Source organism: Desulfovibrio psychrotolerans, assembly GCF_013340305.1.
In the GTDB taxonomy this organism is placed as follows: domain Bacteria; phylum Desulfobacterota; class Desulfovibrionia; order Desulfovibrionales; family Desulfovibrionaceae; genus Halodesulfovibrio; species Halodesulfovibrio psychrotolerans.
The window spans coordinates 103633-130108 of the sequence record NZ_BLVP01000005.1; the positions used below are offsets into that span (position 1 = coordinate 103633).

Consider the following 26476-nt stretch of genomic DNA (forward strand, 5'->3'; position numbering starts at 1 on the left):
TGCCCGTGGCGGGGAGGCACCCAAAACACAACCGGCAGCAAGGCGCACACCCATGCGCGCCAAACTGCCATGCCCGAACGGGCAGCCCCGGCACACAGGCAACGCATCTACGGCCCCGCGCGGAAGGAGCCGGAACGCGTGTACCCTACCCAGCCCGTGCCGCCGCTGACCACACGGACAACCCATGATCAACATCTGCGGCACATTCCATGTTCACATCGGCACCTTCGCGTGCCCCAAAGAGGCCCAAAAACTGGCGTCCACCCTTGTACAACAGGGTTTTTCCGCCAGCAATCCCGCTCCCATACATCGCAACGGCCACGCCCTGTGGACCGTGCGGGTAGGCAGCTATCCCAACATCAGACAGGCGCGCTCCGTAAGTTCATCCCTTGCGGAACAGCACCCGGACGTACGGATAAAACCGGCCATCTAATAAACAAAAAACGCCCGCGCATCTTGCCGAATTTGCGCGGGCGTTTTGCTCATTCTTCCTTCAGTTCGCGGGTCATCAGTTCCTGCCACACGCCCTGCGGATTCCTGCCGCAGTACATCACAGAATGCATGGCATTGGTAATGGGCAGGTCCACGCCCATGCGGCAGCCAAGGGCATGCACCGCCTGCGTGGTCTTCACGCCCTCCGCCACCTGATGCATCTCGCCGAGAATCCGTTCCAGCGGCACCCCCTGCCCCAGACGCAGCCCCACCTGCCGGTTACGCGAAAGGCTGCCCGTGCAGGTCAGCACCAGATCGCCCATACCGGAAAGCCCCATGAACGTCCCCGGACGCGCCCCCATGGCTTCGCCCAGACGTGACATCTCCGCAAGCCCCCGCGTAATCAGTGCCGCACGGGCGTTGTCGCCAAACCCCATGCCGTCCGACATGCCCGCCGCAATGGCGATAACATTCTTAAACGCCCCCCCAAGCTCAACCCCGCGCACGTCCGTGCACGAATACACCCGGAACCACGGGGTGGAAAACACTTCGCGCAATTCCCGCCCAAGCTCCGGGTCCGCGCAGCCCATGACTATAGCCGTAGGCTGCCCGCGCACCACCTCTGCCGCAAACGAAGGACCGGAAATCATGGCAAACCGCGCCCCCATGCCCGCCAGCTCCTCTTCCACCATCTGCGAGACGGTCTTGCCGGAATCCACCTCCATGCCCTTGTTGGAACACACCACCACTGCCCCCTGCGGCAGCAACGGCGCGGCATCGCGCAACGCAGCGCGAAAAAACTGGCAGGGCACGGAAAAAAGCGTCAGGGCGGCCCCGGTCAGGGCAGCCTGTGCATCCGTTGTCGGCACTATGCGCGCATCCAGCCGCACTCCCGGCAGATAGGCAGAATTCATGCGCGTGGCCGCAATAGCTTCCGCCACATGCCGCTGGCGCACCAGCAGCGAAACATCATACCCCTTTCCGGCAAGCACCTGCGCCAGCGCCGTGCCCCAGCTGCCACCACCAATAACGGCTATTTTCATGAACCATCCTTATGAGCCTGTTAACACGTCATGTCATTCAGGCAGTTCAGTGCGAAACAGTGCAAAGAGCAAACCATGTTCAGGCGCAGCCCCAAACAGCAGAACACCCGCCCGCGGCCTTCGCACACCGCATGAGGGATACCTTTTCACGTCCGTGCTTGCAACCCGCCTCCCTTCCGCCGTTCACAAAGCGCACATGCCCGCCGCTCACACGGGGCGGTTGCATCCCGCGCCGCGAACAGGTATCAACACCCTTTACGGCGCTCCCGCAACACCCGGTCGCACAACCGGGTGCCCCCGCACCAGCAACCCGCGCCCGCAAGCACCGGAAAGGATACGCCATGGCCAAAACCGAATTCACGGATATTGAAAAGCGCATACTGCACATCGTGCAGGCAGACCTGCCCGACAGCCTCACCCCCTATGCAGACATCGCCCGCGAGGTGGGAACAGACGAGGAAACCGTGCTCGGCCTCATCCGGCAGATGAAGGAAGAGGGCACCATCCGCCGCTTCGGGGTCAGCCTCAAGCACCAGAAAGCCGGATACAACCATAACGCCATGGTCGCATGGATCATCGCCGAAGACCGCATAGATGCCGCAGGCGAGCATGCCGCGCTCCATCCGCTCATCTCGCACTGTTACTACCGCCCCACCTCGCACCCGGAATGGCCCTACACGCTGTTCACCATGATCCACGGTCGGCACGAAACCGAGTACCTGGAAGTCATAGAGCAACTGCGCAGAGAGACGGAACTGGAAGAATACGCGGTACTCACCTCGCTCAAGGAACTGAAAAAAATTTCCATGACGTATTTCTAACGCGCCGCTGCCGCCCCGGCACCGCCCGCAAGCCCGCACAAGGAACCGCAACATGGCATACACCACCGCCCAATCCAGCACACTCTACGCCCGAGCCAAGGAAGTCATTCCCGGCGGGGTAAACAGCCCCATCCGCGCCTGCCTGAGCGTAGAGAGCGAACCCCTGTTCATCGCCCGCGCCCACGGCTCCAAGCTGGTAAGCGTAGAGGGCGACACCTACATCGATTTCGTGCAGTCATGGGGCCCCATGCTGCTCGGGCACGCCCACCCCGCCGTCACGGAAGCCGCGCAGAAAGCCTGCGCTGCCGGTGCCAGCTACGGTGCCCCCTGCCCCGCCGAACTTGAACTTGCGGAACTGGTCATAGAGGCCGTTCCCGGCGTGGAAATGGTGCGCATGGTCAATTCGGGAACGGAAGCCACCATGACCGCCCTGCGCCTTGCACGCGGCTACACCAAGCGTGACAAGGTCATCAAGTTCGAAGGCTGCTACCACGGCCATGCCGATTCCTTCCTCGCCGCCGCAGGCTCCGGCTACGCCGACCTGTGCATTCCCGGCACCCCCGGCGTGCCCGCCGACACGGTCAAGGACACCCTGCTTGCGCCCTACAACAACCTTGAACGCGTCAAGGCACTGTTCGAACTGCACCCGCAGGACATCGCCGCCATCATCGTGGAGCCCACGGCGGGCAACATGGGCCTTGTGCCCCCCGCCCCCGGCTTCCTTGAAGGACTGCGCGCCCTGTGCGACCAATACGGCGCCCTGCTCATCTTCGATGAGGTCATCACCGGCTTCCGCCTCTCCTACGGCGGCGCGCAGGCCCGGTTCGGCATCACCCCAGACATCACCACCCTCGGCAAGATCATCGGCGGCGGCTTCCCCGTGGGCGCATACGGCGGCAAGCGCGAAATCATGCAGCACATCGCCCCCTGCGGCACCATCTTTCAGGCGGGCACCCTGTCTGGCAATCCCGTGGCCATGGCCACAGGCATAGCCACGCTCAAGCTGCTCAGGCAGGCAGACTACGCCGCGCTGGAAAAACGCACGGCAGACTTCGCCCACGCCCTGCTCGGCATCCTCAAGGCCAAGGGCGTGCCGGTCACCATGAACACGCTGGCGTCCATGTTCACCATCTTCTTCACAGACACCCCGGTCACAGACTTTGCCACCGCAAAGACCTCCGTGCCCAAACTCTACACCGCCTTCTACAAGCAGATGCGCGCACAGGGCATTTACCTGGCCTCGCTCAGCTACGAGGCGGCCATGGTCTCCTTCGCCCACACGGACGAAGACTTCGAAAAAACGCTTGAAGCAGCCGCCAAGGTTACCTTCTAGCTCCGCACACAAACACGTCTGCGGCGGAACCGGCCCCGCCGCCTCCGCCGCAGACGCCTCACCATCACGCCATGCTGCACACCACCGCCATATATGCCCTCACTCCGCAGGGTGCCCAGCTGGCCCGCAGGCTGGCGGCAGAATACGGCGGGCTGGTCTGCCTGCCCCACCGCATGGCCCGCGAAGGCGAACACGGCTTTGCCGCCCTGCGCGAATGCGTGGCAGAAGGTTACGCCCGTTTCGGGCATCATATCTTCATAGCGGCGGCAGGCATTGCCGTGCGCTGCATCGCCCCACACCTGCACACCAAGAGCACAGACCCCGCCGTGGTGGCGCTGGACCAGCAGGGGCGCTTTGTCATCAGTCTGGTTTCCGGTCATCTGGGCGGTGCCAATGCACTTGCGCAGGATATCGCCCGCATCACCGGCGGCACCGCGATTATCACCACCGCCACAGATACGGAATCGCTCCCCTCGCTGGACATGGTCGCCATGGAGGCGGGCTGCGCCATTCACAATCCGCAGGCCGTCAAGCACGTCAACGGCGCACTGCTGGCAGACCTGCCCGTTACCGTCCACGACCCGCACAATGCCCTGCGGCTGCAGGAAGGACCGCACGCCCACCGCTTCCGCTTTGTGGAACACATGGAAGAGGCCCTCTGCGGCAGCGAAGAGCGGGCGGCAAACGATGCGGCGGTGCTGGTCACATGGCGCGACCCCATGCTCTTTTCTCCGGGCGAACACACGCTTGTGCTGCACCCCCGCGTGCTGCATCTGGGCGTGGGCTGCCGCAGCGGGCGTTCTGCGGACGCCATAGAATCCTTTGTGCGGCGCGAACTGGCCACCCGTATGATCGCGCTGGAAAGCGTGGCCTGCCTTGCCAGCGTAGATGCCAAAGCGGATGAAAAAGGGCTTCTGGAGGCCGCCCGGCGCATGGGCCTGCCTGTGCGCTTCTTTCCGGCAGACGCGCTTAAGGGCATCCCTGTGCCCAACCCGTCAGACAAACCCCTGCGTGCGGTGGGCACACGCAGCGTGGCAGAAGCCGCCGCCCTTGCCAGTGGTGCCGCCACAGGCAAAAACACCCTGCTGATACAGGAAAAAATAAAGGACAGCGGCACCACGCTGGCTGTCGCCATGGAGACGGTATGACCGGATGGCTGAAGGTGGTGGGGCTTGGTCCCGGCCATGCATCGCTGCTCACCCCGCAGGCGGCGCAGGCCCTTGCGCAGGCCGATGTGATTGTGGGCTACACCCTGTATGTGGACCTTGTCCCCCCGGAACTGAAGGCAGGCAAGGAAATCATCGCCACAGGCATGATGGGCGAGATGGAACGCTGCGCAGCCGCGCTGGCCTGCGCACAGGCAGGCCGCAACACGGCGGTGGTCTGCTCGGGCGACCCCGGCATCTACGCCATGGCCGGACTGGTCTTTGAACTGGCAGAAGAGAGGGCCGTATCCGCCGGGCAGGCACTGGCAAACGGACTGCCCAAAGCCAGCGGGCTCCCCAAAGACAGCGGACTCCCCAAGAACAGGCTGCACAAAAGCGTGCCGATTCAGACCGGGCAGCTTCAGGCCGAACAGATGCAGGCAGCCCGCCCCCCCCTTTCAGAAAGCAAGGGACAACCGGCAGACATGCCGGACATAGAAATCATCGCGGGGGTTCCCGCCCTGTCCGCTGCCGCCGCACTGCTGGGTGCGCCCCTCATGCACGACTTCGCCTGCATCAGCCTTTCCGACCTGCTCACGCCGTGGGAGGTCATTGAAAAACGCCTCGCCTGTGCCGCAGAGGGCGATTTCGTCATCGTGCTCTACAACCCCAAGTCAAAGAAACGCCACTGGCAACTGCCCCGCGCGCTGGAAATCGTCGCCACCCACCGCACAGCGGAAACCCCCGTGGGCATTGTCCGGCAGGCCCACAGGCCGGAACAGGCCGTGCTTGTCACCTCGCTGGCAGAGTGCTCACCGGAAGACGTGGACATGCTCTCCATCCTCATCATCGGCAACAGTTCCACCCGCCGCATGGGCAGGCACATGGTTACGCCCCGCGGGTACATGACAAAATACCGACACCGGGAATAATCCTCCGCACCTCCCTCTGTATGAGGATACAGAAACTTGTGTAAAACCGTGCACTAGTCCTGTCAAAAGGCGGCTATCCTTGACATGGCACGGTGCCTGCTATATCCATTGTGTGAAATTCTTAACATGCCTTGTGAAGGAGGTTACTCATGAGGAAGTCATTGTTCATTGCTCTGGTTGCTGCTCTGGCTCTGGCCTTCGCGTTGCCGCTGGTTGCTGCTGAAGCTCCCGCAGACGGGTACAGGATGGAAGCCACGAAGATGCCTGTGGTCTTCAACCACTCCACCCACGCGTCTGCACAGTGTGCCGACTGTCACCACCCCGTGGATGGCAAGGAAAACTTCGGCAAGTGCTCTACTGAGGGCTGCCACTCCACCGCCGAAGCCGACAAGAACGTCAAGGGCTCTTACTACAAGGTCATCCATGACCGTAAGGCTGGCACCGTTGCCACCTGTATTTCCTGCCACAACGACGTAGCGGGCGCAGACAAGGACAAGAAGAAGGCCCTCACCGGCTGCAAGCAGTCCAGCTGCCATCCCTAAGACTCAAGGATAATTGATTTGAAGAGGCCGTCCGCAAGGGCGGCCTCTTGCGTTATCGTCCGATGTATGGTTATTCTGGGTGGGATAGCGTGACAGAACCCTCCGCATAGGCCCGTGCGCCCTCCGTGGCTCCGCCCTGCCGGGGACTCCGGCGAGTCGCTTACTCGCTGTCAGGTTTGCAAACCAGAAAGCCCAAGGTACGCCATGTCACCGAAAGACACCCCCGAATTCGACGTCGAAGACGACATCATAGAGCTTACAGACATCGTGGAACACGGCACCCCGCCCGCCTCTGCAGGGGCGGAGGATCTGGCCGACGATCTCTTTGATGCCGGCGGTGACGAGGTGGACTTCGAGAAAGAACTGGAGGACCTCTTCACCGATGGAAACGGCGCAGCGGCCTCACCGGGCGCATCTGCAAGGGATGCTGACGAGGGGCTCGATTTCGAAGCCGACCTTGACGATTTGCTGGGCAGTCTGGACTCAGAAGAAGACTCTCCGCCCGCCGTTCCTTCAGCCGCAAAGGCTGCCGCGTCTCCGTCAGCCCCTTCCCCGGCGGATGACGACGATGACTTTGCCGCAGAGCTGGACGACCTGCTCGGCGGACTGGACAGCGCCGGTCCCGCCGCACAAGGCGCATCTCCGGCAGATGACGATGACATGGATGCCGACCTTGATGCCCTCCTCGGCAGTCTGGATGATACGCCCGCCAAACCCGCCAAGGCTCCTCAGCCGTCCAAGCCCTCCCCCGCCATGGAAGAGGTGCCGGACGATGACGTGGACGACCTGCTCAGCGAGCTTGGCCTTGCACCGGAACCGGGCCCCGCTCCTGAAAAGGCACCTGCCCCAGCTGCCAAGCCACAGACTGCCGGTGCCGATACCGATATCGATTTTTCCGAACTGGATGCCCTCATAGAAGGGCTTGAAGTTCCTCAGGGAAGAACAGCCCCCGCTCCGGCAGAGGATGACGGCCTGCCGGACCTTTCCGATCTGGACAGCCTGCTGGAAGAAGCGACCGGCGGCCTTCCGGAACCGGCAGCCACGCGGAGCGCCGCTCCTGCGGACATGGACGGGCCGGACAGCGCAGACGATCAGGCAGACATGGACAACCTGGACAGCCTGCTCGAATCCCTGCAGACCCCCGCTCCGGCGGCAGCGGCGCAGCCCCTCCCCGCTGGCAGGCAAGGTTCGCCAAGCTCCCCAGACTCCCCGGACTCCCCGGATTCCCCGGATATGACCGACACCATGGGGACAACGGACGATCTGGACGCCTTCCTCGATTCTCTGGGCGATGACGATCAAGACCTCCAGCAGGAAAGCTCCCCCGCTCCGGCACCTGCCGCCGGGGAGCCTGCCCTGCCCTTCGACCCCAACGAATCTCTCGATACGCCGGATATGGACGATCTGGACGCCCTGCTGGGCGATCTCACCCAACCGGAGCAGACGGCAGACCATCATCCGGCAGAGGCACCCGGCCTTTCCGGCTCAGCGGACCTTGGGGATATGTCTGCCGCAGGCGACGACGAAGATATTCCGGATCTGGATGACATTCTTGCCGCAGAAGAAGCCGCTTCCCCCGTGGCAGCCGGAGCAACCGGAACGGCAGGCGCACACCCGGCCGCAGTACCGGACGCTCTGGACGAACTGGAAGCCCTGCTCGGCAGCGCAGATGCGCCCGATATGGATACCGTTCAGCCCAATGGTCTGGCTGCCGATTTGACCGACGATTTGGCCGACGATTTGGCTGCCGACCTGCTCGGCGATGATGTACCGGACCATGCGCCCAATGCAGACATAGACGCCCTGCTTGCCGATCTGGACGCTTTACCCCCGCAGGATGGCGACGAAGACCCGCTTGCAGGCCTGTCGGGCAGCGATGCCCTCCATCTGGCAGACGATGACGGTTCGGACTTTGCGGATTCCGCAGATGCACCTGACGCGGACGATATGCTGGCAGGCGGCCTCACGCTGGACGACCTTTCCCCGGCCGAAGCCGCCCCCGCCTCCCCGGACGCCGCCTTCGCCGCTTCCGCGCCCGATATGAAGTCCCTGCTGCAGCGCATTGCCGCACTGGAAGCCGCAGCCCGCCTTTCCGAGGAGTCCGTGGAAGATATCGTGGCCCGCAAAATCGCGGAAGCCGCTGCGGAGGAAGAAGCCTGCCCGGTGCACACAGACCTGCACGCCGCACTGGAAAATGCGCTGGCGGAAAACAGCCCCGTCATGGAGCGCATCTCCGCCATGCTGGACGCCAAGCTGGACGCGCGGTTTGCGGAGCTGGAAGAATCCATGTTCACCCACAAGGACTGGAACATGCTTGGCCGTGAACTCAAGGACGAAATCAAGACCACGCTGGAAAAAACCGCCGCCAAGGCAGCCGCAGACATCATCCGCGAAGAGCTGGCTGCCCTTCTGGCAGAGGAATAGCCCGGCTCCGTGCCGCGCTTCTTTGGCGCATAACAAGCCGCGCATAACAAGCCGCACACAACATCCACGCATAACAGTCCGCACATACCAACCGCACGCAACAAGGGCCGCTCCATACGGGGCGGCCCTTGTTTACATTGCGTCACTGCCGGAGCGGTCAGCGCACGTAGTTGGGAATATTGATGAATACGTCACGGGTAAACGTCACCATGCGCTCCATGAGCCACGGAAACGAGAACAGCAGGGCAATAAATATGGAGACGATCTTGGGAATGAACGAAAGGGTCATCTCCTGAATTTGCGTTGCCGCCTGAATCACAGAGACAAACACACCCACGGCAAGTCCCACGCCCAACATGGGCAGGGCAAGCATCAGGGCCAATTCTATGGACTGTCTGGCAAAGCCAATCACAAATTCGGGCGTCATGGGGCGGTCTCCTTGCTATAAGAGAAAACTGTTCACCAAAGAGCCGGTCAGCAAACTCCATCCGTCCACCATGACGAAGAGCAGCAGCTTGAACGGTGCGGAAACCATCATGGGCGGCAGCATCATCATACCCATGGCGAGCAGGATGCTGGAAATAACCATGTCGAGGATGAGAAACGGAATGTAGATGAGAAACCCTATGGTAAAGGCTGTCTTCAATTCGCTGATGATGAACCCGGCCGCCAGCATAAAGGTGGGCACTTCGTCCTTGTTCTTCGGGCGCTCCATCTTGGTGATGGTATAGAAGATGGAAAGGTCCTTCTCCCGCGTGTGCTTGAACATGAACGTGCGCAGCGGCTGCTGCGCCGTATCCAGCATTTTGGAAAACCCTATTTCTTCGTTCAGATAGGGCTGCACGGCGTTCTGGTTTATGTCGGTCACCACAGGCATCATAATGGCAACAGTCATAAATATGGCAAGGCTCGCCAGCACCTGGTTGGGCGGCAGCTGCTGCACGCCCAGCGCCATGCGGATAAAATGGAAGACGATGATGATGCGGGTAAAGGAGGTTACTGTCAGCATTATGGCCGGAGCCAGCGACAGTATGGTGAGCATGAACAGGATTTCAAAAAGGACAGAAACCTTCTCCGGCTCAGTCTCTCCCCCGGCAAGCTGTAACGAAAGCGTGGGCAGGGCAAGGTCCTGCGCCGCTGCTGCAAGAACTGGCAGCCCCAGCAGCAGAGCTAGGCTAAGAAGAACTCTCCCCGTCGCCCGCTTTTTCCAACATGGCCCTGAAGTCTGCTTTGTCCGATTCGCGTGTCCCGTCATGGTCCGCTTCCGTCTCCGTTAAAAGATTGATGTTGTGGTCAGTGACCCCCAACAGCAACCGTTTATTCAAGAAGCGTACCACCACCAGAGATTTCTTGGGACCAAGGTGAAACTGCCCCTCCACGGCCAACCCCTGACGTCCAAGGCTGCCCATGGCCCGCAGCTTGCCGAACCGCTTGAGCGCCCACAGGCCCATGTACAGCGCGCCCAGAATGAGCAGCAGCACGCCTATGGCCTGAAAATACCCACCCCAGCCCATTATCTGGGGAGCCGCCTCAAGGGGTGCGGTGCCGGAAGAAAACAGCGTCGTTGCGTTGACACCCTCTTCCACCGCCCGCGCAACAGGGCTGCCAGGCCCGACAGCCCCTACAGACCCGATAGGCCCGCCAGGCGCAACCATGGCTTCTGCCGTGGCGTTGTGTGCCACGGCTGCCCGAAAAGTCGCATTTGTCGCGTTTGCCGCATCCGCCATGGCGGCGCTTATCTGCGTTGCGTTAAGCAAGCTGTTTCACCCGTTCAATGGGACTGATAATATCCGTGAGCCGCACCCCGAACTTTTCGTTAATAACCACGGCCTCACCGCGCGCCACAAGCTTGCCGTTCACAAAAATCTCCAGCGGTTCCCCGGCCAGCTTGTTCAGTTCCACCACCGAACCCTGACCGAGCTGAAGCAGTTCGTTTATGAGCAGCCGGGTGCGCCCAAGCTCCGCAGAAACATCCAGCGGGATGTCCAGAATGAAATCCAGCTCGCGCTTGCCGCTGTCGGGCCGGGGGTTCTTGGCTTCTTCCGTCAAATCCTTGAACGTGGCTTCCCGCGCAGCAGAGGCAAAAAAGGCCTGTTCCTTCTCCTTCTTCACCTGATCCTGCTCGTCAGAGGCAAGGGCTGCTGCCCATTCTGCGGCAAGCCGTTCATCATCGCTCATACCGCCTGCCTTGCCGTTCTTCTGCGCTGCCGCGGGAGCTGCCGCCGGAGCGGCTGCCGCAGCGGCTGCAGCCGCCTCAAAGGGATCGGGATCGCCCTCTTCCTGCGCTTCCAGCGCTGCCGCCCATTGTGCCGCCAACTGATCCTGATCGAGTTCGTCAGCCATATTCCACCTTCCTGCGTGAAAGGATGTTCGCCGTTACTGATCGGTACTTGCCACTACTGAATGACCAGTTCCGTAAAATACACCCGCACCACCTTGGAGCCGCCCATAATCTGGTTCAGCCGCGTCACAATCTCGTTCTTGAGCAGAATCTTGTTCTCCAGCGGGGCAAGGTCCACATACGACTTGCTGGAAAGCAGCAGAATAATCGCGTCCCGCACCTTCGCCTGCGATGATTCCAATTCCGCGGCAGCGGCGGGGCTCACCACCTCCACATCCAGCGTCAGCTTAATGTAGCGGCGACCAAGCGGGTCCGCAAGGTTCACAAGAAACGTGGGCAGCGTCACCACGCGGGCATCCTTGGGGCTTACTTCGCCCGCGGCACCCGCATCAAGGGGCAGTTGCTGCCCTGCGGGATCCTCCGGCGCGCTCAGAAAAAACTTCCACGCCGCAAAACCACCCGCCCCCAGCACAATAACCAGCAGCACAAGCACAATTATCCACTTGAGCTTGCTCTTCTTCTTTTCCGGCTGTCCCGCATCGGCCATAATCGCCTCCTTGTCGCGCCCGCCTGCCAAGGCGACAGGCTACATATATCGTCCCATCCACTGGGAGGTCTTAATCAGAATCTCCACACGCCTGTTCTGCGCCCTTCCGGCTTCCGTCATGTTGTCCATCGCAGGCTTGTCCGGCCCGTAGCCGCTTACAGAAAACCGTTGCGGGGCAATGCCCAGCGCAAGAAAATAGTCCAGAACAGCCATCGCCCGCATGCCGGAAAGGGCATAATTGTCCAACGGTGCAGAAGGCATGTTGTCCGTATGCCCCGCTATGTTGCAGTCCGCCGTGGTGTATTGCAACATCATTCCCACCTGTTCCAGCAGCTTTTCCGCCGCCGGGTTCAGCGTATAGCTGCCGGAAGGAAAAAGCAGCGAGTCCGTCAGCACAATGGCAAGCCCTTCGGGATGCTCCAGAATCCGCAAATTCCTGTCCAGCGTGCTCACATCAATATCAGGCGGCAGCACATCGTCCGGGAAGAGCAGGTCCTTTATGCGTTCCGGCTTGTTCAGAGCCATCTGCGTATCTTCCAGCAGTTTCAGCAGCACAGTCACCCTTGTGGGCACCTTCCCCGATCCCTGATGGCTGATAATTTCGGCACGGCTCTGAAAAGGACTCATCTGCGAGAGCATTACCCGGTCCATAGAGGCCATACTCAGCAGCAACACAAAAAACGTCAGCAGCAGCGTGACAAGGTCCGAAAACGTAATCAACCACGCCGGGGTGCCGCCACCGCCCTTTTCCTTCTTCTTTCGTGCCATGGCTCACTCTCCCGTCTCTGGGGGCGAAGAACCCGGCAAGCTCAGCCGGAACCGAAAATCCCTGTAGTTAAAATCCCCGGAACCAGCGGCACCGCTCTGACGCAGCCTTTCCATGCGCTCAATCCATTCCTTGTTGCGCCGGTCAAGCACAATATCCACCCGCCGGTTCATGCGCCTGCCTTCGGGCGTGTTTTCCGTCCAGCGCGGTCGGTTGCTGCCAAACGCTTCCACCGTAAGCGATTCCGTAGACATCCCCCTTCCCGTGAGGTAGCGGTAAATGCTCATCACGCGCAAAAAGGAAAGCTCCCATGCGGGCGAACGGGTCGGCAGGCTGCCCAGGTCCACCCGGTAATCCTCTCCCATCTCCTCCCGCAGGCCGGAGGTATGCCCCGCCAGCAGAAGCGGATGGTTCACCCGCAGCAGCCACGGCAGCATACGGTTGATAAGCACCACACCTTCTTCGCTTAACTCTGCCGTTCCGGGCCGGAAGAGCACCTCATCGCTTATGGAAAATATCTGCACATAGCTGTTTTCCTGAAAATTCAAATCCCCGCGCTGGTCGTCCCACAGCATTTCCTTAAGCGGTTCCAGCGAGTCGGTTTCCATATCCATGGCCCCCGGTTCAATAAGCCGGGTGTGGTGTCGCGGCGTTTTGGGGTTAAAGCTGCCAAGCCCCTCGCCAAAGGCACCGGAAATGGAATTCAGCACCACCAGTTTGCGCCGCTCGTCAATAACCGCCATACTTACCAGCAGCACAAAGAACGTGAGCATCAGCGTCATCATGTCCGAGAAGGTGATGAGCCATGCCGGGGCGTCTCCGCCGCCTTTTTTCTTCTTGCGCTTTGCCATGCCGGTCTGCCTGCTGCGTCTGCCTTTTGGGCTTGCCTGTTGGGCTTACCTGTTGGGATTGCCGGCTGTCCCCGCCGGCTACACCCATCGGTTACACCCGTCCGTCATACCCGCTAGTCGCTGCTTTTGCGCTCCCTGGGCGGCTGGAAGCTGGAAAGCTTTTCCTGAATAATACGCGGGTTCTCCCCCTTGGAGATGGCCAGAATGCCTTCCATCTGCATCTCCTTGATGAGAATCTCGTCCTTGCTGCGCGATTTCAGCTTGCCCGCCATGGGGTTGAACACCAGGTTGGCCAGAATGGCCCCGTAAAAAGTCGTGATAAGCGCCACCGCCATGGCCGGGCCGATGGAACTGGGGTCGTTCATGGTCTGCAACATCTGCACAAGCCCGATAACCGTACCAATCATGCCAAGGGCCGGAGCATATTCGCCAAGGGCTTTCACAATGTCGTAGCCGTTTTCGTGGCGGCCCTCTATGTTGGCGATTTCCGTCTCCATAATTTCCTGAATGGCCGCAGGCTCCAGTCCGTCCACGGTAAGCTGCAGCCCCTTGCGCAGATAGGCGTCATCAATCTCCTTGATAATGGGCTCAAGGGAAAGAATCCCCTCGCGGCGGGCGCGGTTGGCGTAGTCCATGAACTGTTCAATGATGGTGGAGGGGCTTTCCGACTTGGAGAACAGCGTCTTCTTGATAACGCCGGTCACGGAAAGCACCTTGCCGAGCGGGTAGTTCACCAACAATGCGCCGGTCGTGCCCCCCAGAACAATGGCCATGGACGCGCCGTCAATGAAGATGAACAAGCTGCTGCCCGACATGATGGCGGCCACCACAAGCCCGAATGACAGCACTATTCCCAGTATGGTTGCCAAATCCATAAGATCAGTCTCTCTTTACCTGTCCAGACCGAACCGGCTGCATGCCGAAGCCCTATCCGCCGCAACACCTCTTTCCCGCGCATTATGGCGCGCCGAAAATCAGGCGTCCCGTGTACCAAAAATATCTGTTCCCACGCGCACCAGCGTGGCGCCCTGCGCAATAGCCTGCTCAAAATCGTGCGACATGCCCATGGAAAGATGGGGCAGCGGCATACCCAGCCTGTGTTCCACGGCATCGCGTATGGTCCGCATATGCTCAAAAAATGGCGTAGCCATGTCGCCCGTGCAGTGAAACGGCGGCATGCACATAAAACCCTGCAGCCGCAGCAGGGGCATCTGCGCCACGTCTTCGGCAAGGGAGGCGGCATCCTCAATGGCAACGCCCGATTTTTGCGGCTCCCTGCCAATATTCACCTGAATGAGCACATCCTGCACTCCTGCCGGGGCACCTGTCTGCGTAACCGGCAGCATTGCCAAACGATTTTGCATGTTCTGTGCCAACTTGAGCGAATCCACGGCATGGATAAGGGAAAACCTCCCCACCACATCCTTGGCCTTCTTGCTTTGCAGGTGGCCAATAAAATGCCACTGCACCTGTCGCCCGGCCTCCCCGCCCATCAGGGAGCAAACCGCCTCCTGCTTGGCAAGGGCCTCCTGCACGTAACTTTCCCCGAACAGGGTATGCCCCAGGGCTGCCAGCTCAGCCACGGCTTCCGCCGGATGCGTCTTGGAAACGGCAACCAGTGCCACCGCATCCTCCTGCCTTCCGGATGCGCGGGCAGCGGCACGCACCCTGTCGCGCACTTCCAGAAAACGCTGCCGCAACGCCGCAGCCTGTTTTTCTTCCATCATCGCCATTACGTCTCGGTTCCTTTAGAGCGGGCCTCGTCTAGAGCAGTATTTATCCGGAGCAGGCTTTATCCAGAGCAGGCTTTATCCAGAGCAGTCTTCGTCTGGAGCAGTCTTCATCAGGCCCGGCAGGAAAACCGGGGCAAGCCTGAAAAAAAGGGCGGCTTTCGGCCGCCCCTTACGACTGTTGCTATGAGGACAGCCCGAGCATGCGCAAAAAGCCAATATCCTCGGTCCACCCTTCGCGAATCTTCACCCACAGTTCCAGGTGCACCTTCTTGCCGGTCATCTCCTGCAGCTCCTTGCGGGCAGCCGTGCCCACACTCTTCAGGTTCTGTCCGCCCTTGCCTATAACCATGGCCTTGTGCGTCTTGCGGGCAACGTAAATAATGGCGTTCACAATAATGCGGTCGCCCGTGTCCTCCCACTTTTCAATCTCCACGGCCGTATAATACGGCAACTCCTGCCGCAGGTCGAGGAAGAGCTTCTCGCGCACCACTTCCGCAGCCATAAAGCGCAGCGGCATGGTAGAAAGCTGATCGGCAGGATACAGGGGCGGGCTTACGGGCAGCCTGCTTTGTATGAATTGCAGCACGGCAGTCAGTCCGTCCGCGTTCTTGGCGGAAACGGGAAACACCTCCGCATTGGGCCACAGCTTGCTCAGCCGTTCCAGCAGCGGAAGCATCTTGGCCTTGTCCCGGAACAGGTCCACCTTGTTCACCACCACTGCAACGGGACGCGTCTCGTTCAGAATGGCTTCGCTCAGCGGCTCAATGTCGTTGTCAAAAAAGTCCGGCTTGCGGATGTACAGGTCAGAATCCAGCACCACCATCACCACGTCCGCCCCGCTCATGGCCTGCCATGCGGTCTGCAGCAGCAACTTGTTCATCTTGCCGCGCAGCTGGTGAATCCCCGGGGTGTCCATGAAGATTATCTGGCTGTCCGGCCGGGAAAGAATGCCGCTTATCTGGTGCCGGGTGGTCTGCGGCTTGGGGGTCACTATGGCCACCTTCTGCCCCAAAAAGGCGTTCAGCAGCGTAGATTTGCCCGCATTGGGCGGGCCCATCATGGCCACCCATCCGCAACGGTGTTCTGTTTCGCTCATTGTATATGGTCTCCTCATCGGAAATAGCATGGGAATGTGTGCTCCGGGGCGGAATACCCGCCTGCCGGGTGCAAATCGGGGTGCGTCCCCTCATACGTCCGGGTACGGCCCGGAAACGGCGTAGGCACACTGGCGGAACAGCCCGCCACGGTGCATGGCGGCTTACTGCAACCATTTTTGTCTCGGCAGATCGTGCCGCAGCATACCGGAACGCGCATGTTTCACATGACATACCGGAAAGTCAAGCTGGCCGCCATCATAATATACGAAAAGCCGGGAATGCGTCCTGCATTCCCGGCTGTGCCATGCAACTATTCCGGAGGAGAAACTATCCTTGTTTGCTCACGAACTGGCTGTGCAGGCCATCGCCCCGCACCGCCTGCCGGTACCCCTGAAGGCGGGCCGAATGCTTTTTGGTTTTCTGAAGCTCGCTCTTGAGCGAGGCATGGAGCTTTCTGGCTTCTTCCGTAAGCAGCCCCTGCATGGATTGCAGCTTGAGCAGCTTGTCCTGCAGGGCGTCCAGCGCCACGCCTTCACGCTTTTCCCACGCCATGGATATAAGGCCGCTGCGCCGCTGGGCGTTTTCATCGGCAAAATCCACATCCCCCGCAGCAAGTGCGTGCAGTTCCTGTTCGCCAAGGGACAGGGCCTGATCAAGCAGTGAAAGGCTGTCGGCCATGATATTACCCCTTGTTCACCTTGCGGATATCTTCGCGCAGCAGGTGAATAACGTTCTTCCAGCGATCGGTGGCAGGAACGAATTCATATTCCAGCAGGTCCGCCAGCAGAATCCAGTCCTCATTTTCCATCACCTCGGTCATTTCACCGAACAGATCGGAAATTTCTTCCACCCCGCTGTTAAAGGCGGCATGGTCCTTCAGCGTAAACTCGCTGCGCAGCACACCGATCATACCCAGGAAGTCACGCACAACCTGCAAGAGATCCTGATACATTTCCAGAGCTTCGGTGTCGTCTGCCTGACGGAACAGGTCCGCCACATGGCGCGCGCCGTCACCCATAATCTGCACCACCTTGTACAGCTCACGGGTTATGCTCATGGCCATTTCCCCAACGGGAACGCTGATGATTTCCAGCGAGGAAATCTCAGAGGCTTCAATGTCTTCGGCCTGATGGGGATAAATTTCCGAGAACGGCTCGTTGTTCACCAACACATCGGTAACGATGCGGTTTTCCATCGTTCCGTTCTCCATCACCTTCACAAGAATCTCTTCCAGGTTCGCAAAGCTGGCAACCTGCATATCACTGTGCTGACCATCAATAACAATCATAGCTTCCCTCCTGATACTGCCCGAGCGGGCCAGAATTTTCCGGTTTGCCGATGAATATTCAATATTCATGCCACAAAAGGAACATCAGGAGAAAACGCCGTGCGCCTGCGCACGGGCATCAGGCTTCCGCCCCCTGCGCCCATGCCGCCATAAGCACGGCATACTGCTGCGCCAGCGCGAGCATGGCAGGCAAATCGCCCCCGGCTTCCTGCGATTCGCACATCCACAGATACCCCAGCACATTAAAATACGCGCTGTTGTCCCATAGGGTCTGCAACCGTTGCCACGTGCCCAAAAACCGCTGCTTGGCCATGTCCGTGGGCCGTGCTGCCAGCAGCTTGCCCTGTTCGGCCAGCAGGTGCAGCAGTTGCGATGCCTGCAAAATTTCCCGCCGCACCGTTTCCCCCGCCTGTGCAGAAAGGCCGCAGGGGCGCATCGGCGGCACAATGGCGCGCACCGGCGTATCGCCCCGCGCCAGCGAGGCCGATGGACGGTCAAGAAATTGACTGTAAAAATGCCGCTGCAGGCGCACCCACTGTGTGCGGTCCGTCTCCTCGTGCCCGGAAAGGGAGGCAAGGTCCATGCCGCCGTCCGTCCCACGCCGTGCCACCCACACCCGCGCCTCGCCCGTGCCGGGGTCGCGCCATGCGCCCTGCTCAAGCCACGCGTCCGCAAGCGAAAACACTGTCTGCGCAGAAACGCGGGAGCGGCAGGCGTGCTCATACGGGCACGGCTTGCCGAACGGGCACGGATGACAGTCCATAGCCGGCTCAAGGCTGCAACTGCCTTCCAGATACGGCCCCGTGTCCCACGGCTGCGCGGTGGCAAGAAACACCGCCAGCACAGGCACACCCAGCCCTGCGGCAAGGTGCATGGTCCCGGTGTCGTTGCTCGCCAGCAGCCGCATACGCCTGAGAACGGCAGCCAGCACGGGCAGCTCTGTCCTGCCTATGAGGCTCAGGTGCGGTTCCGTTGCAGACGCGGCGTAGCGTTCGCCCAGATGCGCCTCGCTCCCTGCCCCCAGCAATACGGGCAGCAGGCGGCGGCTGCGCCACAGCATATCGCCCAGCGCGGCAAAATGCGCCACGGGCCAACGGCGGCGGTCTTCGCTGGCTCCCAGTTGCAGGGCCACAAACCCCTGAATCTCCGCCCCGCCGGGTGCCGTGGCAAGCAGGGCATCCGCCGCTTCCGTGTGTCCGGGCTGCGGTGTCCGCAGGCAAAAAACGCGCTCCCCCGCACCGGGCAGACCATCCAGCCCCGCCGCCTTCCAATACAGGTCCACCAGATTGAACGGGCTGCACCCACGCAGCCGGGTGGATGCCTGCAAAAACGTGCTCCACGGGTCGCTGTTCATCCCGAACCCGTAAGCGTCCAGCCCGAACCCGCGCAGCACGGCCCGGTTCGCTCCCGGTCCCTCCGTCTCCCCGGCAGGCAATGCCCGGTGCAAAACCAGGTGCGACGCCAGCAGGCGCACACTGAGGGTGGCGGTCAGGTTCAGCACCTCGTCCGCTTCAAAGGCGGCGGCTTCCCCGCTCCACCGCCATAACCTGCCCAGTGCACCGCGCCAGTCGGCATCCAGTGCCGCCAGCAGCCCGCCCCCCGCGAGCGGGTATACGGCGTCCACATCACGCAGCAGGTCCGTGGCCGGGGCAAAATTATCCAGACAGACCAGCCCCACCCTGCGCCCGGTGCGCGCAAAGCCGGAAATCACCGGCTGCGTCTGCAGCAGGTCGCCGAATCGGGTCAGGTTCACGAGCAGCGTATTCATGGGACCCCGCATCATGCGGTAACAGGTTGCCCTTCTCCCGGAGACAATGACAAAAAGCCGCGCCGCAGGCAACGTCCGCAAAAGACAACGCCCGCAGCAGGCCGTTCCGGCAGAGGCAACAAGGCCCGGAGAGCGTCCGGGCCGGAAAAACGGGGCAGCCGGTGCCGGGCCGCAACAGAAAAGAGACAACGCACCTTACGATACCAGCCGCAGGATATCGGCCTCCTTGCCTATGGCGGCAAGGGTATCCCCCTGCAGCAGCACCCTGTCCGCCGCAGGCACAAAGGAATAATCCTGCTCACCCTTGGGCCGGATAGCCACCACCATTATGCCCTGTGCCGTCAGTTGCAGTTCCATGAGCGATTGGCCCGCCCAGTTGTTCACTTCCAGTTCCTGCAACAGCACCCCGCCGCCCAGTTGCAGCATGTCCAGCATGCCGGGATTGGCGATGCGGTGCGCCAGCGTCAGGGCGGCGTCATGCTCCGGCTGAATGACATTTTCCACCCCCAGCCGGGTGAGTATCTTTTTATGCTCCGGAGTAATGGCCTTAACAGCCAGCTTGCGCACTCCCATCTCCAGCAGATTGAACACAATGAGAATGGAAGCCTCCATAGAAGACCCCACACTCACCACCACAAGATCCAGATCCTGAAAACGCAGCTGCCGCAACACGGCACTGTCCTTGGCATCGGCAATGTACACATGCGCCAGCAGGCTCTGCGCCTGCCGCACCCTGTTCTCGCTGCCGTCCACCCCCACCACCGAGTGTCCCCGCTCCTCAAGGGCAATCGCCAGCGGCAGGCCAAACTTGCCAAGCCCTATCACGCCTACTTCCATTTTCTTTTTCATGGCATTTCCTGCGCCGCTAGCCCACGGGCATGTCGCCTTCCGGCCAGCGGTAACGGGTTTCCGTCTGCATGTGCTGCAAGAGCGTCAGCAGCCATATGGGGCCTATGCGCCCCACAAACATAAGCACGGCAAGGCATATCTTGCCCGGCGGCGACAAATCAGGGGTTATCCCCGTGCTCAGTCCCACAGTGCCAAAGGCTGAAATGGCCTCGAACAAATAGTCCGCCAACTGCCCCCGCACCTCCCGGTGCGGCAGGTTCCCCCCCTCTGAAACGGAAAGGAACAGCACAGCCAGCAACACCGCGCACGAGGCGCAGAAAAAAAGCGCAAACGCCTTCTTCAGGTTCTCCGCAGGCACGGCCCGCCCGGCCACCACCGTCTGCCCCCGTCCCCTGAACTGGGCCAGCATAAAGGCCCACAGCACACGCACCGTCGTTGTCTTTATGCCGCCCGCACAGGAACCGGGTGAACCGCCCACAAACATGAGCAGCATCATGATGAGCAGCGAAACATTGGTCATGTTGCCGATATCCAGCGTGTTGAATCCCGCCGTACGGCACGAAACCGACTGGAACAGCGCCCCAAGGGCCGTGTCTGCCACAGAGTGCCCCTGCGTGCCCCCGACCATCTCCGAACCAAATATCAACACCGCGCCGCCAAAGGTAAACAGGGCAGATGTCCCCAGCACCACGCGCGAGGGGTAGCTGAGACCGCGCCTTCCAAAGCGCACCCCGCGCGCCAGAAGCAGGCATTCGTCAAGCACCGCAAAGCCCACCCCGCCGAAGGTGATGAGCAGCATGAACACAATGTTCATGCCCACGGCCCCCTGCCACTGCATGAGGCTGTCCGGAAAGAGCGAAAAGCCCGCGTTGCAGAAGGCGGAAACAGCATGGAACAGTGCCCCGAACAACCCCATCCCTTCAGGTGCAAGAGCATAGATAAGTGCCGCGCCCGCCAGTTCAATGACAAGCACCGTCCGCACCACGCGGATGAGGAACCTGCCCAGATGAAAGGAGGGGTCCTGCAGCAGAGCCTGCCCCACGGCAAGACGGTCGGTGAGCGAAACCCGGCGCCGCCACAGATAAAAGACAAGGCTGGTATAGGTCATCAGGCCCAGCCCTCCCAGTTGAAACAACCCCATGAGCACCCAATGCCCTTCCGGGCTGAAGGCTGTGCCCGTGTCCACCGTAACCAGTCCCGTCACGCATACGGCAGACGTGGCCATGAACAGGGCGTCCGTCCACGGCAGGCCATGGGGCAGAATGGCTGTGGCACGCAGGAGAACGGTGCCTGCAAGAATCGCCAGTATGAAGGTGCCCACCGGCAGAAAGAAGGGCAATACGGATTTTCCTCGCATGGCGGAACACATACGCCTAATGTGCCTGCGGGGCAAGAGCAGCCGAATCATGCTGGACTCCGCTCCGCGCAATGCCTATAGTCCCGGAGAAATTTGCCCTGCGGCCCGGGCTGCGCCCGGCCCGTGTCCGGTCTGCATCGGGCCCGTGTCCGAACCGTGTCCGGCCTTGGTCTGATCTGAGCCGGACCTGCGTAGAGCCGGCCCGTTCCCACAACCTGCACAGACACATGCCGGGTACGCACCCGGTATCCATATTCGGAGGCTGCACATGGACATCCGTTTTCAGAAAGGCCCCGCGTCCGACTGGCGCGCCAACACCGCTATTGTCTTCGGCTTCAAAAACGAGCCGCTGCTGGAACGCATCCCCGCACTGACAGATGCCGCACCGTGGATAACCATCACCCCCGCGCACCTCGACTTCAGGGGCGACAAGAATCAGGTGGTGGTCATGTACGGCCATCCGGATATCCCCCTGCCCCGCTGCATCGCCGTGGGTCTGGGCGACCGCTCCAAGTTCACGCTGGAAACCCTGCGCGGTGCCGTGGCAACCGCCATGCAGAAATGCCGTGAACTGAAGGTGGAAACCTGCGCCATCCCGCTGGAAACCTTCAGCGACATGGATGCGGAAGACACCGTGCTTGTCGAAGAAGCGGTGCTCTCCATGCTGCTTTCGCTCTACACCTACGATGCGCTCAAGACCACGCAGGAAGAACCGGCCTTTTCCCCGCGCTGGGCAGCCCTGCTCTCCACGGCAGAGGTCTTCCCGGACGACATTCACGCTGCCGCACGGCGCGGCGAAGCCGCCGCCAAAGGCGTGACCGCCGCCCGCACCCTTGTCAACGGTCCCGCAAACATCGTCACCCCCGCCCACCTTGCGGACAAGGCGCGGGCACTGGGCCGCACCTACGGATTTTCCGTGCGCGTGCTCGAAGCCCCCGAACTTGCCGCCATGGGCATGGGAGCCTTCGAGTCCGTGTTCAAGGGAGCCGAGGAGCAGGCAAAAATGCTGGTGCTGGAACACGCCCTCAAGGGCACGGAAAACGATGCCCCCATCGTGTTCGTGGGCAAGGGTGTCACCTTCGATACCGGCGGCATCTCCATCAAGCCCAGCGCGTCCATGCACGAAATGAAAAGCGACATGGCAGGCGCGGCAGCGGTTCTGGGCCTGTTCGAGGCTCTGGGCAATTCAGACATTCCCCGCCGCGTGGTGGGCATAGCACCCTGCACGGAAAACATGCCCGACGGTCGCGCCACCCGCCCCGGCGATGTGGTAAAAACCCTTTCCGGCAAGACCGTGGAAATCATCAATACCGATGCGGAAGGCCGCCTCATTCTCTGCGATGCCCTTACATGGGCGCAGCAGGAATACACCCCCGCCGCCATCATAGACCTTGCCACCCTCACCGGAGCCTGCGTTGTGGCGCTGGGAACGGATGTCGCCGCCGTGTTTGCCACGGATGACGCCCTTTCCCGGCAGGTCACGGAAACGGGGGAACGCGTGGGCGACCGCTTCTGGCCCCTGCCCCTGTGGGATCTCTATTTCGAACCGCTCAAGTCCGAAGTGGCGGACATGATGAACGTGGGCGGGCGCGAAGGCGGAGCCATCAATGCCGCCCTGTTCCTCAAACAGTTCATAGGCGAAGGCGTGCGCTGGGCACATCTGGATATTGCAGGCCCTGCCTACAAATCCAAAAAATCGCCCCTGTCCGTCCCCGGCGGCACAGGCTTCGGCGTCCGCACCATGCTGGAAATTGTGCGCAACGGCATAACCGGGGCATAGCCAAGGCATAACCGGCGCGCACCCGGTGCGTAAAACGCCCACAGCCACCGACCAACAAAATAGGCCGGAGTCGCGCGACTCCGGCCTTTCTTTTTCTGCTCCGGCTCCGGTGCATCTGCGCCGGAAGGAAAAAACCTAGCCTATGGGCAGCACCTTCCTGCCGTATACCTCGTTCAGCACGTCTGCCATGGCGAGATAAATGGCGGATGCCCCACAGATAATGCCTTCATACCCGGCAATGGTGCCTATCAGCTCGCTGCCCGTGAAATCACGCGCGGCCAGCAGGAAAAAGAGCACCGTCAGGGAAAGGAAGATGAACTTGAGCACAGTGTTGCTCTTCAGCGTGCCCAGGAACATGAACAGGGTGAAGATACCCCACATAACCAGATACCAGCCCATGTAGGCATGGGGGGTGGCTTCGGTCCAGCCCAGCTTGGGCATGACCAGCAGGCCCACCAGCGTGAGCCAGAAAAATCCGTAGGAGGTAAAGGCCGTCAGCCCGAAGGTGTTCCCCTTCTTAAACTCCATGATGCCGGCCACTATCTGGGCCATGCCGCCGTAAAAAATTCCCATGGCCAACACCATGGCGCTGATGGGAAAAAATCCCGCATTGTGGATGTTCAGCAACACCGTGGTCATCCCGAACCCCATAAGGCCCAGCGGGGCGGGGTTTGCAAGCTTCTGTTCCATGTACTCCTCTCTGCTCCAGTGCTTTCTGTCCTGATGAATGTAAAACCCGCGCGTATGCAACGGGCAGTCCTGCCCAGACTACTGTTCGCTCAACCAGCTAGAGCATTCGCATGAAAAAGGCAAGACGGTTGCGAGTGCTCACGTCACCACATTCCTGCCTCTCCATGCCTACCCCAGCTTCGCTCTCATCTCGTCCACTTCTCGTCCACTTCTCGTCCATGTTTCGTCCACATCTCGCACGCCTCGTTACTCCCTTGCTATGGCCTGCCTTTCACCGCCTGCCCCGCTCGGCAGGGGCAAAGATCACCGGGCATATACGGGATACCCCACCTGCGCCCCTCCCCGCCGCCCCGGCGCGCAGCACATGCGCGGCGCAATGCATTATACCCCCACCCGCATAAAAAACCCGTCATGCCCTGTCGCTCCGGCCCGGAATATGGTATGGTTTGCCCACAACAGTTCAAGGCAACAAAACAAAGTGCCCCCGCAGGCACGCAATGAACACCCTAGCCCCGGAAACGGGTCCGCCGACACAAACACGGCCATTAATTTCTCCATGCAGAGCAAGGGATAATGCACTGTCATACAACATCTTTTTAAGCTGCCTTCAAAATGTCGCCGGGCAGAAGAAAACAGAGTATTGACAGCGCGCCCCCCCTGCCTCTAAATGATCCCCCCGGCTTTGCGGAGTGGCACTTTCGCCCACTGCACAACCGCGGCAGCGGATACGGTAGAATGCCCATGCGCGGCATTCCTGTGCGTTCACCTTAATTGGGGTTTGTATGAGGTCCGACAGTTGGCAAAGAAGAAAGCCCTCACGCAGTGGAGTGTCGAAGACTCCGCTGAACTGTACGGCATCCGTAACTGGGGTGCCGGATACTTCGACGTTACCTCGGAAGGGGATGTTGCCGTGCATCCCTTCGGGAGCGGCAGCAATATAGCCGTCAGCATCCCGGAACTCATCCGGGGTCTCAAGGAACGCGGGCTCACTCTGCCCGTTCTTCTCCGCATAGAAAACATCCTCGACTCGCAGATATCCACCCTGCACGAGTCCTTCCGCAAAGCCATAGCCGCTCTGGGCTTCAAGGGCCAATACCGCGGAGTCTTTCCCATCAAAGTCAACCAGCAGCAACAGGTGCTGGAAGAAATCGCAAACTTCGGCTCGCGCTACCACCACGGCCTGGAAGTGGGCAGCAAGGCAGAGCTTATCGCCGCCGTCTCCCAGATGCGCGACTACGAGGCATGCCTGGTGTGCAACGGCTACAAGGACGAGGAATTCATAGACCTTGGCCTGCACGCCATGCGCATGGGCTTCAACTGCATTTTCGTTCTGGAAATGCCGTGGGAGCTGGACAGCATCTTCGAACGCGCCCGCCTCATGGGCGTGGACCCCAGAATCGGCGTCCGCGTCAAACTGGCCGCAAAGGGCGGCGGGCACTGGGCGGAATCGGGCGGCGAACGCTCATCCTTCGGGCTGTCGCTCTCGCAGATCATGGACGTGGTGGATACCCTGCGTTCCATGGACAAGCTGCACTGCCTGAAACTTCTGCATTATCACCTCGGTTCGCAGATTCCCAACATCCGCGACATCCGGGGTGCCGTGCAGGAAGCCTCGCGCGTGTACGCCGAACTCGTGGCGGAAGGCGCAGCCATGGGCTACATAGACCTTGGCGGCGGCCTTGCCGTAGACTACGACGGCTCGCACACCAACTTCATCTCCAGCCGCAACTACACGCTGGATGAATACTGCACCGACATAGTGGAAGCGGTCATGGCCACGCTGGACGCGCGCGGCATGGCCCACCCGCACATCATTACGGAGTCGGGCCGCGCCACAGTGGCCTACTACTCCGCGCTGCTCTTCAACATTCTGGACGTCTCCACCGTGGAGGACGGACGCATTCCCGATGAAATGCCCGCCGACCTGCCCGAGCCGGTGAAGAACCTCTTCGAAGCGTACCGCAGCCTTTCCCTGCGCAACGTGCAGGAATGCTACAACGACGCCCTGTATTACCGTGACGAAACCCGGCGCATGTTCCTGGACGGCCGCGTCACCCTGCGCCAGCGCACCCTTGGCGACAACCTCTTCTGGGGCATCATCAAGGGCGTTGCCGCGCTCAAGGACCAGCTCAAGCACATCCCCAAGGATATGGAAGAAATCGATGTCGCCCTTGCGGACATCTACTACGCCAACTTCAGCGTCTTCCAGTCCCTGCCGGACGCGTGGGCCATTGACCAGCTGTTCCCCATCATGCCCGTGCACCGGCTCAACGAGGTGCCTTCGCGGCAGGCCATCATCAGCGACATAACCTGCGATTCCGACGGCAAGATTGACCAGTTCATCGACCCGCAGGGCAAAAAGCGCGTGTTGGACCTGCACCCCATGAACAACGGCGACGAATACTACCTCGGCGCGTTTCTTGTGGGAGCCTATCAGGAAACGCTGGGCGACCTGCACAACCTGTTCGGCGATACAAACGTGGTGAGCGTGCGCGTCTACCCGGACGGCACCTATGAATTCGTGCGCGAAATTCAGGGCGACACCGTGGCGGAACTGCTGGAATACGTGGAGTACGAACCGCGCCGCATCATGGAAGACCTGCGCGCCCTTGCGGAACAGGCCGTGCGCGCCGGACGCATAACCCCTGCGGAACGGTTCAGCATCCTGCAAGCCTACGAACTGGGCCTGCGCGGATACACTTATTTCGAAAGCTAAGCGTCAGGGGCGAAATGCGCC

26 protein-coding genes are annotated in these 26476 nt (G+C 60.9%); 9 read left to right on the forward strand and 17 right to left on the reverse strand.

What is annotated here, in order from left to right; genetic code table 11:
• The first annotated feature begins 184 nt into the window (after positions 1-184).
• A complete protein-coding gene (locus HUV26_RS05045; protein WP_174409021.1) occupies positions 185-433 on the forward strand; it encodes an SPOR domain-containing protein in 249 nt (82 codons plus the stop codon).
• A 49-nt stretch (positions 434-482) separates the two neighbouring features.
• On the opposite strand, the gene HUV26_RS05050 is transcribed toward HUV26_RS05045, so the two are convergent.
• Positions 483-1475, reverse strand: a complete 993-nt coding sequence (locus HUV26_RS05050; protein ID WP_174409022.1) for an NAD(P)H-dependent glycerol-3-phosphate dehydrogenase — start codon at positions 1473-1475, stop codon at positions 483-485.
• A gap of 341 nt (positions 1476-1816) precedes the next feature.
• Between HUV26_RS05050 and ahbB the strand changes: the two genes are divergently transcribed.
• From ahbB to HUV26_RS05080, 6 genes are all read left to right on the forward strand, one after another.
• The gene (ahbB, locus tag HUV26_RS05055) at positions 1817-2296 is read left to right on the forward strand and encodes a siroheme decarboxylase subunit beta (protein WP_174409023.1); all 480 of its coding nucleotides are present in this window, start codon (positions 1817-1819) and stop codon (positions 2294-2296) included.
• 52 nt (positions 2297-2348) lie between these two features.
• Entirely contained in the window at positions 2349-3629 is a 1281-nt protein-coding gene (gene hemL, locus HUV26_RS05060) for a glutamate-1-semialdehyde 2,1-aminomutase (RefSeq protein WP_174409024.1), read from the forward strand.
• A 71-nt stretch (positions 3630-3700) separates the two neighbouring features.
• Positions 3701-4777 carry a cobalt-precorrin 5A hydrolase gene (locus HUV26_RS05065; protein ID WP_174409025.1) on the forward strand — a complete coding sequence of 359 codons (1077 nt, stop codon included), beginning with the start codon at positions 3701-3703 and terminating at the stop codon, positions 4775-4777.
• A complete protein-coding gene (locus HUV26_RS05070) occupies positions 4774-5706 on the forward strand; it encodes a precorrin-3B C(17)-methyltransferase (protein WP_174409026.1) in 933 nt (310 codons plus the stop codon). The genes HUV26_RS05065 and HUV26_RS05070 overlap by 4 nt, the downstream gene beginning before the upstream one ends.
• A 149-nt stretch (positions 5707-5855) precedes the next feature.
• Positions 5856-6248 (forward strand): cytochrome c3 family protein, encoded by a 393-nt coding sequence (locus HUV26_RS05075; protein ID WP_174409027.1) that lies wholly within the window; start codon positions 5856-5858, stop codon positions 6246-6248.
• Positions 6249-6452: 204 nt separating this feature from the next.
• Positions 6453-8672, forward strand: a complete 2220-nt coding sequence (locus HUV26_RS05080; protein WP_174409028.1) for a hypothetical protein — start codon at positions 6453-6455, stop codon at positions 8670-8672.
• 157 nt (positions 8673-8829) lie between these two features.
• Here the strand turns inward: HUV26_RS05080 and fliQ are convergent, their stop codons facing one another.
• From fliQ to HUV26_RS05155, 15 genes are all read right to left on the reverse strand, one after another.
• The gene (gene fliQ / locus HUV26_RS05085; RefSeq protein WP_174409029.1) at positions 8830-9099 is read right to left on the reverse strand and encodes a flagellar biosynthesis protein FliQ; all 270 of its coding nucleotides are present in this window, start codon (positions 9097-9099) and stop codon (positions 8830-8832) included.
• Between the two features lie 15 nt (positions 9100-9114).
• Positions 9115-9927 carry a flagellar type III secretion system pore protein FliP gene (gene fliP, locus HUV26_RS05090; protein WP_174409030.1) on the reverse strand — a complete coding sequence of 271 codons (813 nt, stop codon included), beginning with the start codon at positions 9925-9927 and terminating at the stop codon, positions 9115-9117.
• Positions 9848-10429: a flagellar biosynthetic protein FliO gene (fliO, locus tag HUV26_RS16785; protein WP_243451271.1), complete on the reverse strand. Its 582-nt coding sequence runs from the start codon at positions 10427-10429 to the stop codon at positions 9848-9850. Before fliO ends, fliP begins: the two co-directional genes overlap by 80 nt.
• On the reverse strand, positions 10422-11015 hold the full coding sequence (gene fliN, locus HUV26_RS05100; RefSeq protein WP_174409031.1) for a flagellar motor switch protein FliN: 594 nt from the start codon (positions 11013-11015) through the stop codon (positions 10422-10424). The genes fliO and fliN overlap by 8 nt, the downstream gene beginning before the upstream one ends.
• 53 nt (positions 11016-11068) lie before the next feature.
• A complete protein-coding gene (locus HUV26_RS05105) occupies positions 11069-11560 on the reverse strand; it encodes a flagellar basal body-associated FliL family protein (RefSeq protein WP_174409032.1) in 492 nt (163 codons plus the stop codon).
• 39 nt (positions 11561-11599) lie between these two features.
• Positions 11600-12328 carry an OmpA/MotB family protein gene (locus HUV26_RS05110; protein ID WP_174409033.1) on the reverse strand — a complete coding sequence of 243 codons (729 nt, stop codon included), beginning with the start codon at positions 12326-12328 and terminating at the stop codon, positions 11600-11602.
• A gap of 3 nt (positions 12329-12331) precedes the next feature.
• Positions 12332-13177, reverse strand: coding sequence for an OmpA/MotB family protein (locus HUV26_RS05115; protein WP_174409034.1), 846 nt, complete (start codon positions 13175-13177; stop codon positions 12332-12334).
• Between the two features lie 113 nt (positions 13178-13290).
• Entirely contained in the window at positions 13291-14052 is a 762-nt protein-coding gene (locus HUV26_RS05120) for a motility protein A (protein ID WP_174409035.1), read from the reverse strand.
• 99 nt (positions 14053-14151) lie between these two features.
• Complete coding sequence (locus tag HUV26_RS05125) at positions 14152-14910, reverse strand: YggS family pyridoxal phosphate-dependent enzyme (protein WP_308483148.1); 759 nt, start codon at positions 14908-14910, stop codon at positions 14152-14154.
• Between the two features lie 181 nt (positions 14911-15091).
• Complete coding sequence (gene era, locus HUV26_RS05130; protein ID WP_174409036.1) at positions 15092-16006, reverse strand: GTPase Era; 915 nt, start codon at positions 16004-16006, stop codon at positions 15092-15094.
• A gap of 328 nt (positions 16007-16334) precedes the next feature.
• The gene (locus HUV26_RS05135) at positions 16335-16685 is read right to left on the reverse strand and encodes a hypothetical protein (RefSeq protein WP_174409037.1); all 351 of its coding nucleotides are present in this window, start codon (positions 16683-16685) and stop codon (positions 16335-16337) included.
• Positions 16686-16689: 4 nt separating this feature from the next.
• Complete coding sequence (locus HUV26_RS05140; RefSeq protein ID WP_174409038.1) at positions 16690-17295, reverse strand: DUF8043 domain-containing protein; 606 nt, start codon at positions 17293-17295, stop codon at positions 16690-16692.
• 118 nt (positions 17296-17413) lie between these two features.
• A complete protein-coding gene (locus HUV26_RS05145) occupies positions 17414-19063 on the reverse strand; it encodes a glycosyltransferase family 9 protein (protein ID WP_174409039.1) in 1650 nt (549 codons plus the stop codon).
• Between the two features lie 195 nt (positions 19064-19258).
• Positions 19259-19912 carry a potassium channel family protein gene (locus tag HUV26_RS05150; RefSeq protein WP_174409040.1) on the reverse strand — a complete coding sequence of 218 codons (654 nt, stop codon included), beginning with the start codon at positions 19910-19912 and terminating at the stop codon, positions 19259-19261.
• Between the two features lie 16 nt (positions 19913-19928).
• Positions 19929-21269, reverse strand: coding sequence for a TrkH family potassium uptake protein (locus tag HUV26_RS05155; protein ID WP_174409041.1), 1341 nt, complete (start codon positions 21267-21269; stop codon positions 19929-19931).
• A 268-nt stretch (positions 21270-21537) separates the two neighbouring features.
• Between HUV26_RS05155 and HUV26_RS05160 the strand changes: the two genes are divergently transcribed.
• A complete protein-coding gene (locus HUV26_RS05160) occupies positions 21538-23049 on the forward strand; it encodes a leucyl aminopeptidase (protein WP_174409042.1) in 1512 nt (503 codons plus the stop codon).
• Between the two features lie 135 nt (positions 23050-23184).
• Here the strand turns inward: HUV26_RS05160 and satP are convergent, their stop codons facing one another.
• Entirely contained in the window at positions 23185-23739 is a 555-nt protein-coding gene (gene satP, locus HUV26_RS05165; protein ID WP_174409043.1) for an acetate uptake transporter, read from the reverse strand.
• A gap of 796 nt (positions 23740-24535) precedes the next feature.
• On the opposite strand from satP, the gene speA reads away from it, so the two are divergent.
• Positions 24536-26455, forward strand: a complete 1920-nt coding sequence (gene speA / locus HUV26_RS05170; RefSeq protein ID WP_174409044.1) for a biosynthetic arginine decarboxylase — start codon at positions 24536-24538, stop codon at positions 26453-26455.
• The last annotated feature ends 21 nt before the right edge of the window (positions 26456-26476 follow it).

Bases quoted from the DNA above. Each gene is read 5' to 3' on its own strand.
- satP (WP_174409043.1), bottom strand. From the start codon at position 23,739: ATGGAACAGAAGCTTGCAAACCCCGCCCCGCTGGGCCTTATGGGGTTC.
- ahbB (WP_174409023.1), top strand. From the start codon at position 1,817: ATGGCCAAAACCGAATTCACGGATATTGAAAAGCGCATACTGCACATC.
- HUV26_RS05045 (WP_174409021.1), top strand. From the start codon at position 185: ATGATCAACATCTGCGGCACATTCCATGTTCACATCGGCACCTTCGCG.
- HUV26_RS05070 (WP_174409026.1), top strand. From the start codon at position 4,774: ATGACCGGATGGCTGAAGGTGGTGGGGCTTGGTCCCGGCCATGCATCG.
- HUV26_RS05050 (WP_174409022.1), bottom strand. From the start codon at position 1,475: ATGAAAATAGCCGTTATTGGTGGTGGCAGCTGGGGCACGGCGCTGGCG.
- HUV26_RS05075 (WP_174409027.1), top strand. From the start codon at position 5,856: ATGAGGAAGTCATTGTTCATTGCTCTGGTTGCTGCTCTGGCTCTGGCC.
- HUV26_RS05155 (WP_174409041.1), bottom strand. From the start codon at position 21,269: ATGCGAGGAAAATCCGTATTGCCCTTCTTTCTGCCGGTGGGCACCTTC.
- fliQ (WP_174409029.1), bottom strand. From the start codon at position 9,099: ATGACGCCCGAATTTGTGATTGGCTTTGCCAGACAGTCCATAGAATTG.
- HUV26_RS05115 (WP_174409034.1), bottom strand. From the start codon at position 13,177: ATGGCAAAGCGCAAGAAGAAAAAAGGCGGCGGAGACGCCCCGGCATGG.
- fliP (WP_174409030.1), bottom strand. From the start codon at position 9,927: ATGACGGGACACGCGAATCGGACAAAGCAGACTTCAGGGCCATGTTGG.
- HUV26_RS05135 (WP_174409037.1), bottom strand. From the start codon at position 16,685: ATGGCCGACAGCCTTTCACTGCTTGATCAGGCCCTGTCCCTTGGCGAA.
- HUV26_RS05150 (WP_174409040.1), bottom strand. From the start codon at position 19,912: ATGAAAAAGAAAATGGAAGTAGGCGTGATAGGGCTTGGCAAGTTTGGC.
- HUV26_RS05110 (WP_174409033.1), bottom strand. From the start codon at position 12,328: ATGGCACGAAAGAAGAAGGAAAAGGGCGGTGGCGGCACCCCGGCGTGG.
- HUV26_RS05065 (WP_174409025.1), top strand. From the start codon at position 3,701: ATGCTGCACACCACCGCCATATATGCCCTCACTCCGCAGGGTGCCCAG.
- HUV26_RS05105 (WP_174409032.1), bottom strand. From the start codon at position 11,560: ATGGCCGATGCGGGACAGCCGGAAAAGAAGAAGAGCAAGCTCAAGTGG.
- fliN (WP_174409031.1), bottom strand. From the start codon at position 11,015: ATGGCTGACGAACTCGATCAGGATCAGTTGGCGGCACAATGGGCGGCA.
- HUV26_RS05125 (WP_308483148.1), bottom strand. From the start codon at position 14,910: ATGGCGATGATGGAAGAAAAACAGGCTGCGGCGTTGCGGCAGCGTTTT.
- hemL (WP_174409024.1), top strand. From the start codon at position 2,349: ATGGCATACACCACCGCCCAATCCAGCACACTCTACGCCCGAGCCAAG.
- HUV26_RS05140 (WP_174409038.1), bottom strand. From the start codon at position 17,295: ATGATTGTTATTGATGGTCAGCACAGTGATATGCAGGTTGCCAGCTTT.
- HUV26_RS05120 (WP_174409035.1), bottom strand. From the start codon at position 14,052: ATGGATTTGGCAACCATACTGGGAATAGTGCTGTCATTCGGGCTTGTG.
- HUV26_RS05160 (WP_174409042.1), top strand. From the start codon at position 21,538: ATGGACATCCGTTTTCAGAAAGGCCCCGCGTCCGACTGGCGCGCCAAC.
- HUV26_RS05145 (WP_174409039.1), bottom strand. From the start codon at position 19,063: ATGAATACGCTGCTCGTGAACCTGACCCGATTCGGCGACCTGCTGCAG.
- HUV26_RS05080 (WP_174409028.1), top strand. From the start codon at position 6,453: ATGTCACCGAAAGACACCCCCGAATTCGACGTCGAAGACGACATCATA.
- era (WP_174409036.1), bottom strand. From the start codon at position 16,006: ATGAGCGAAACAGAACACCGTTGCGGATGGGTGGCCATGATGGGCCCG.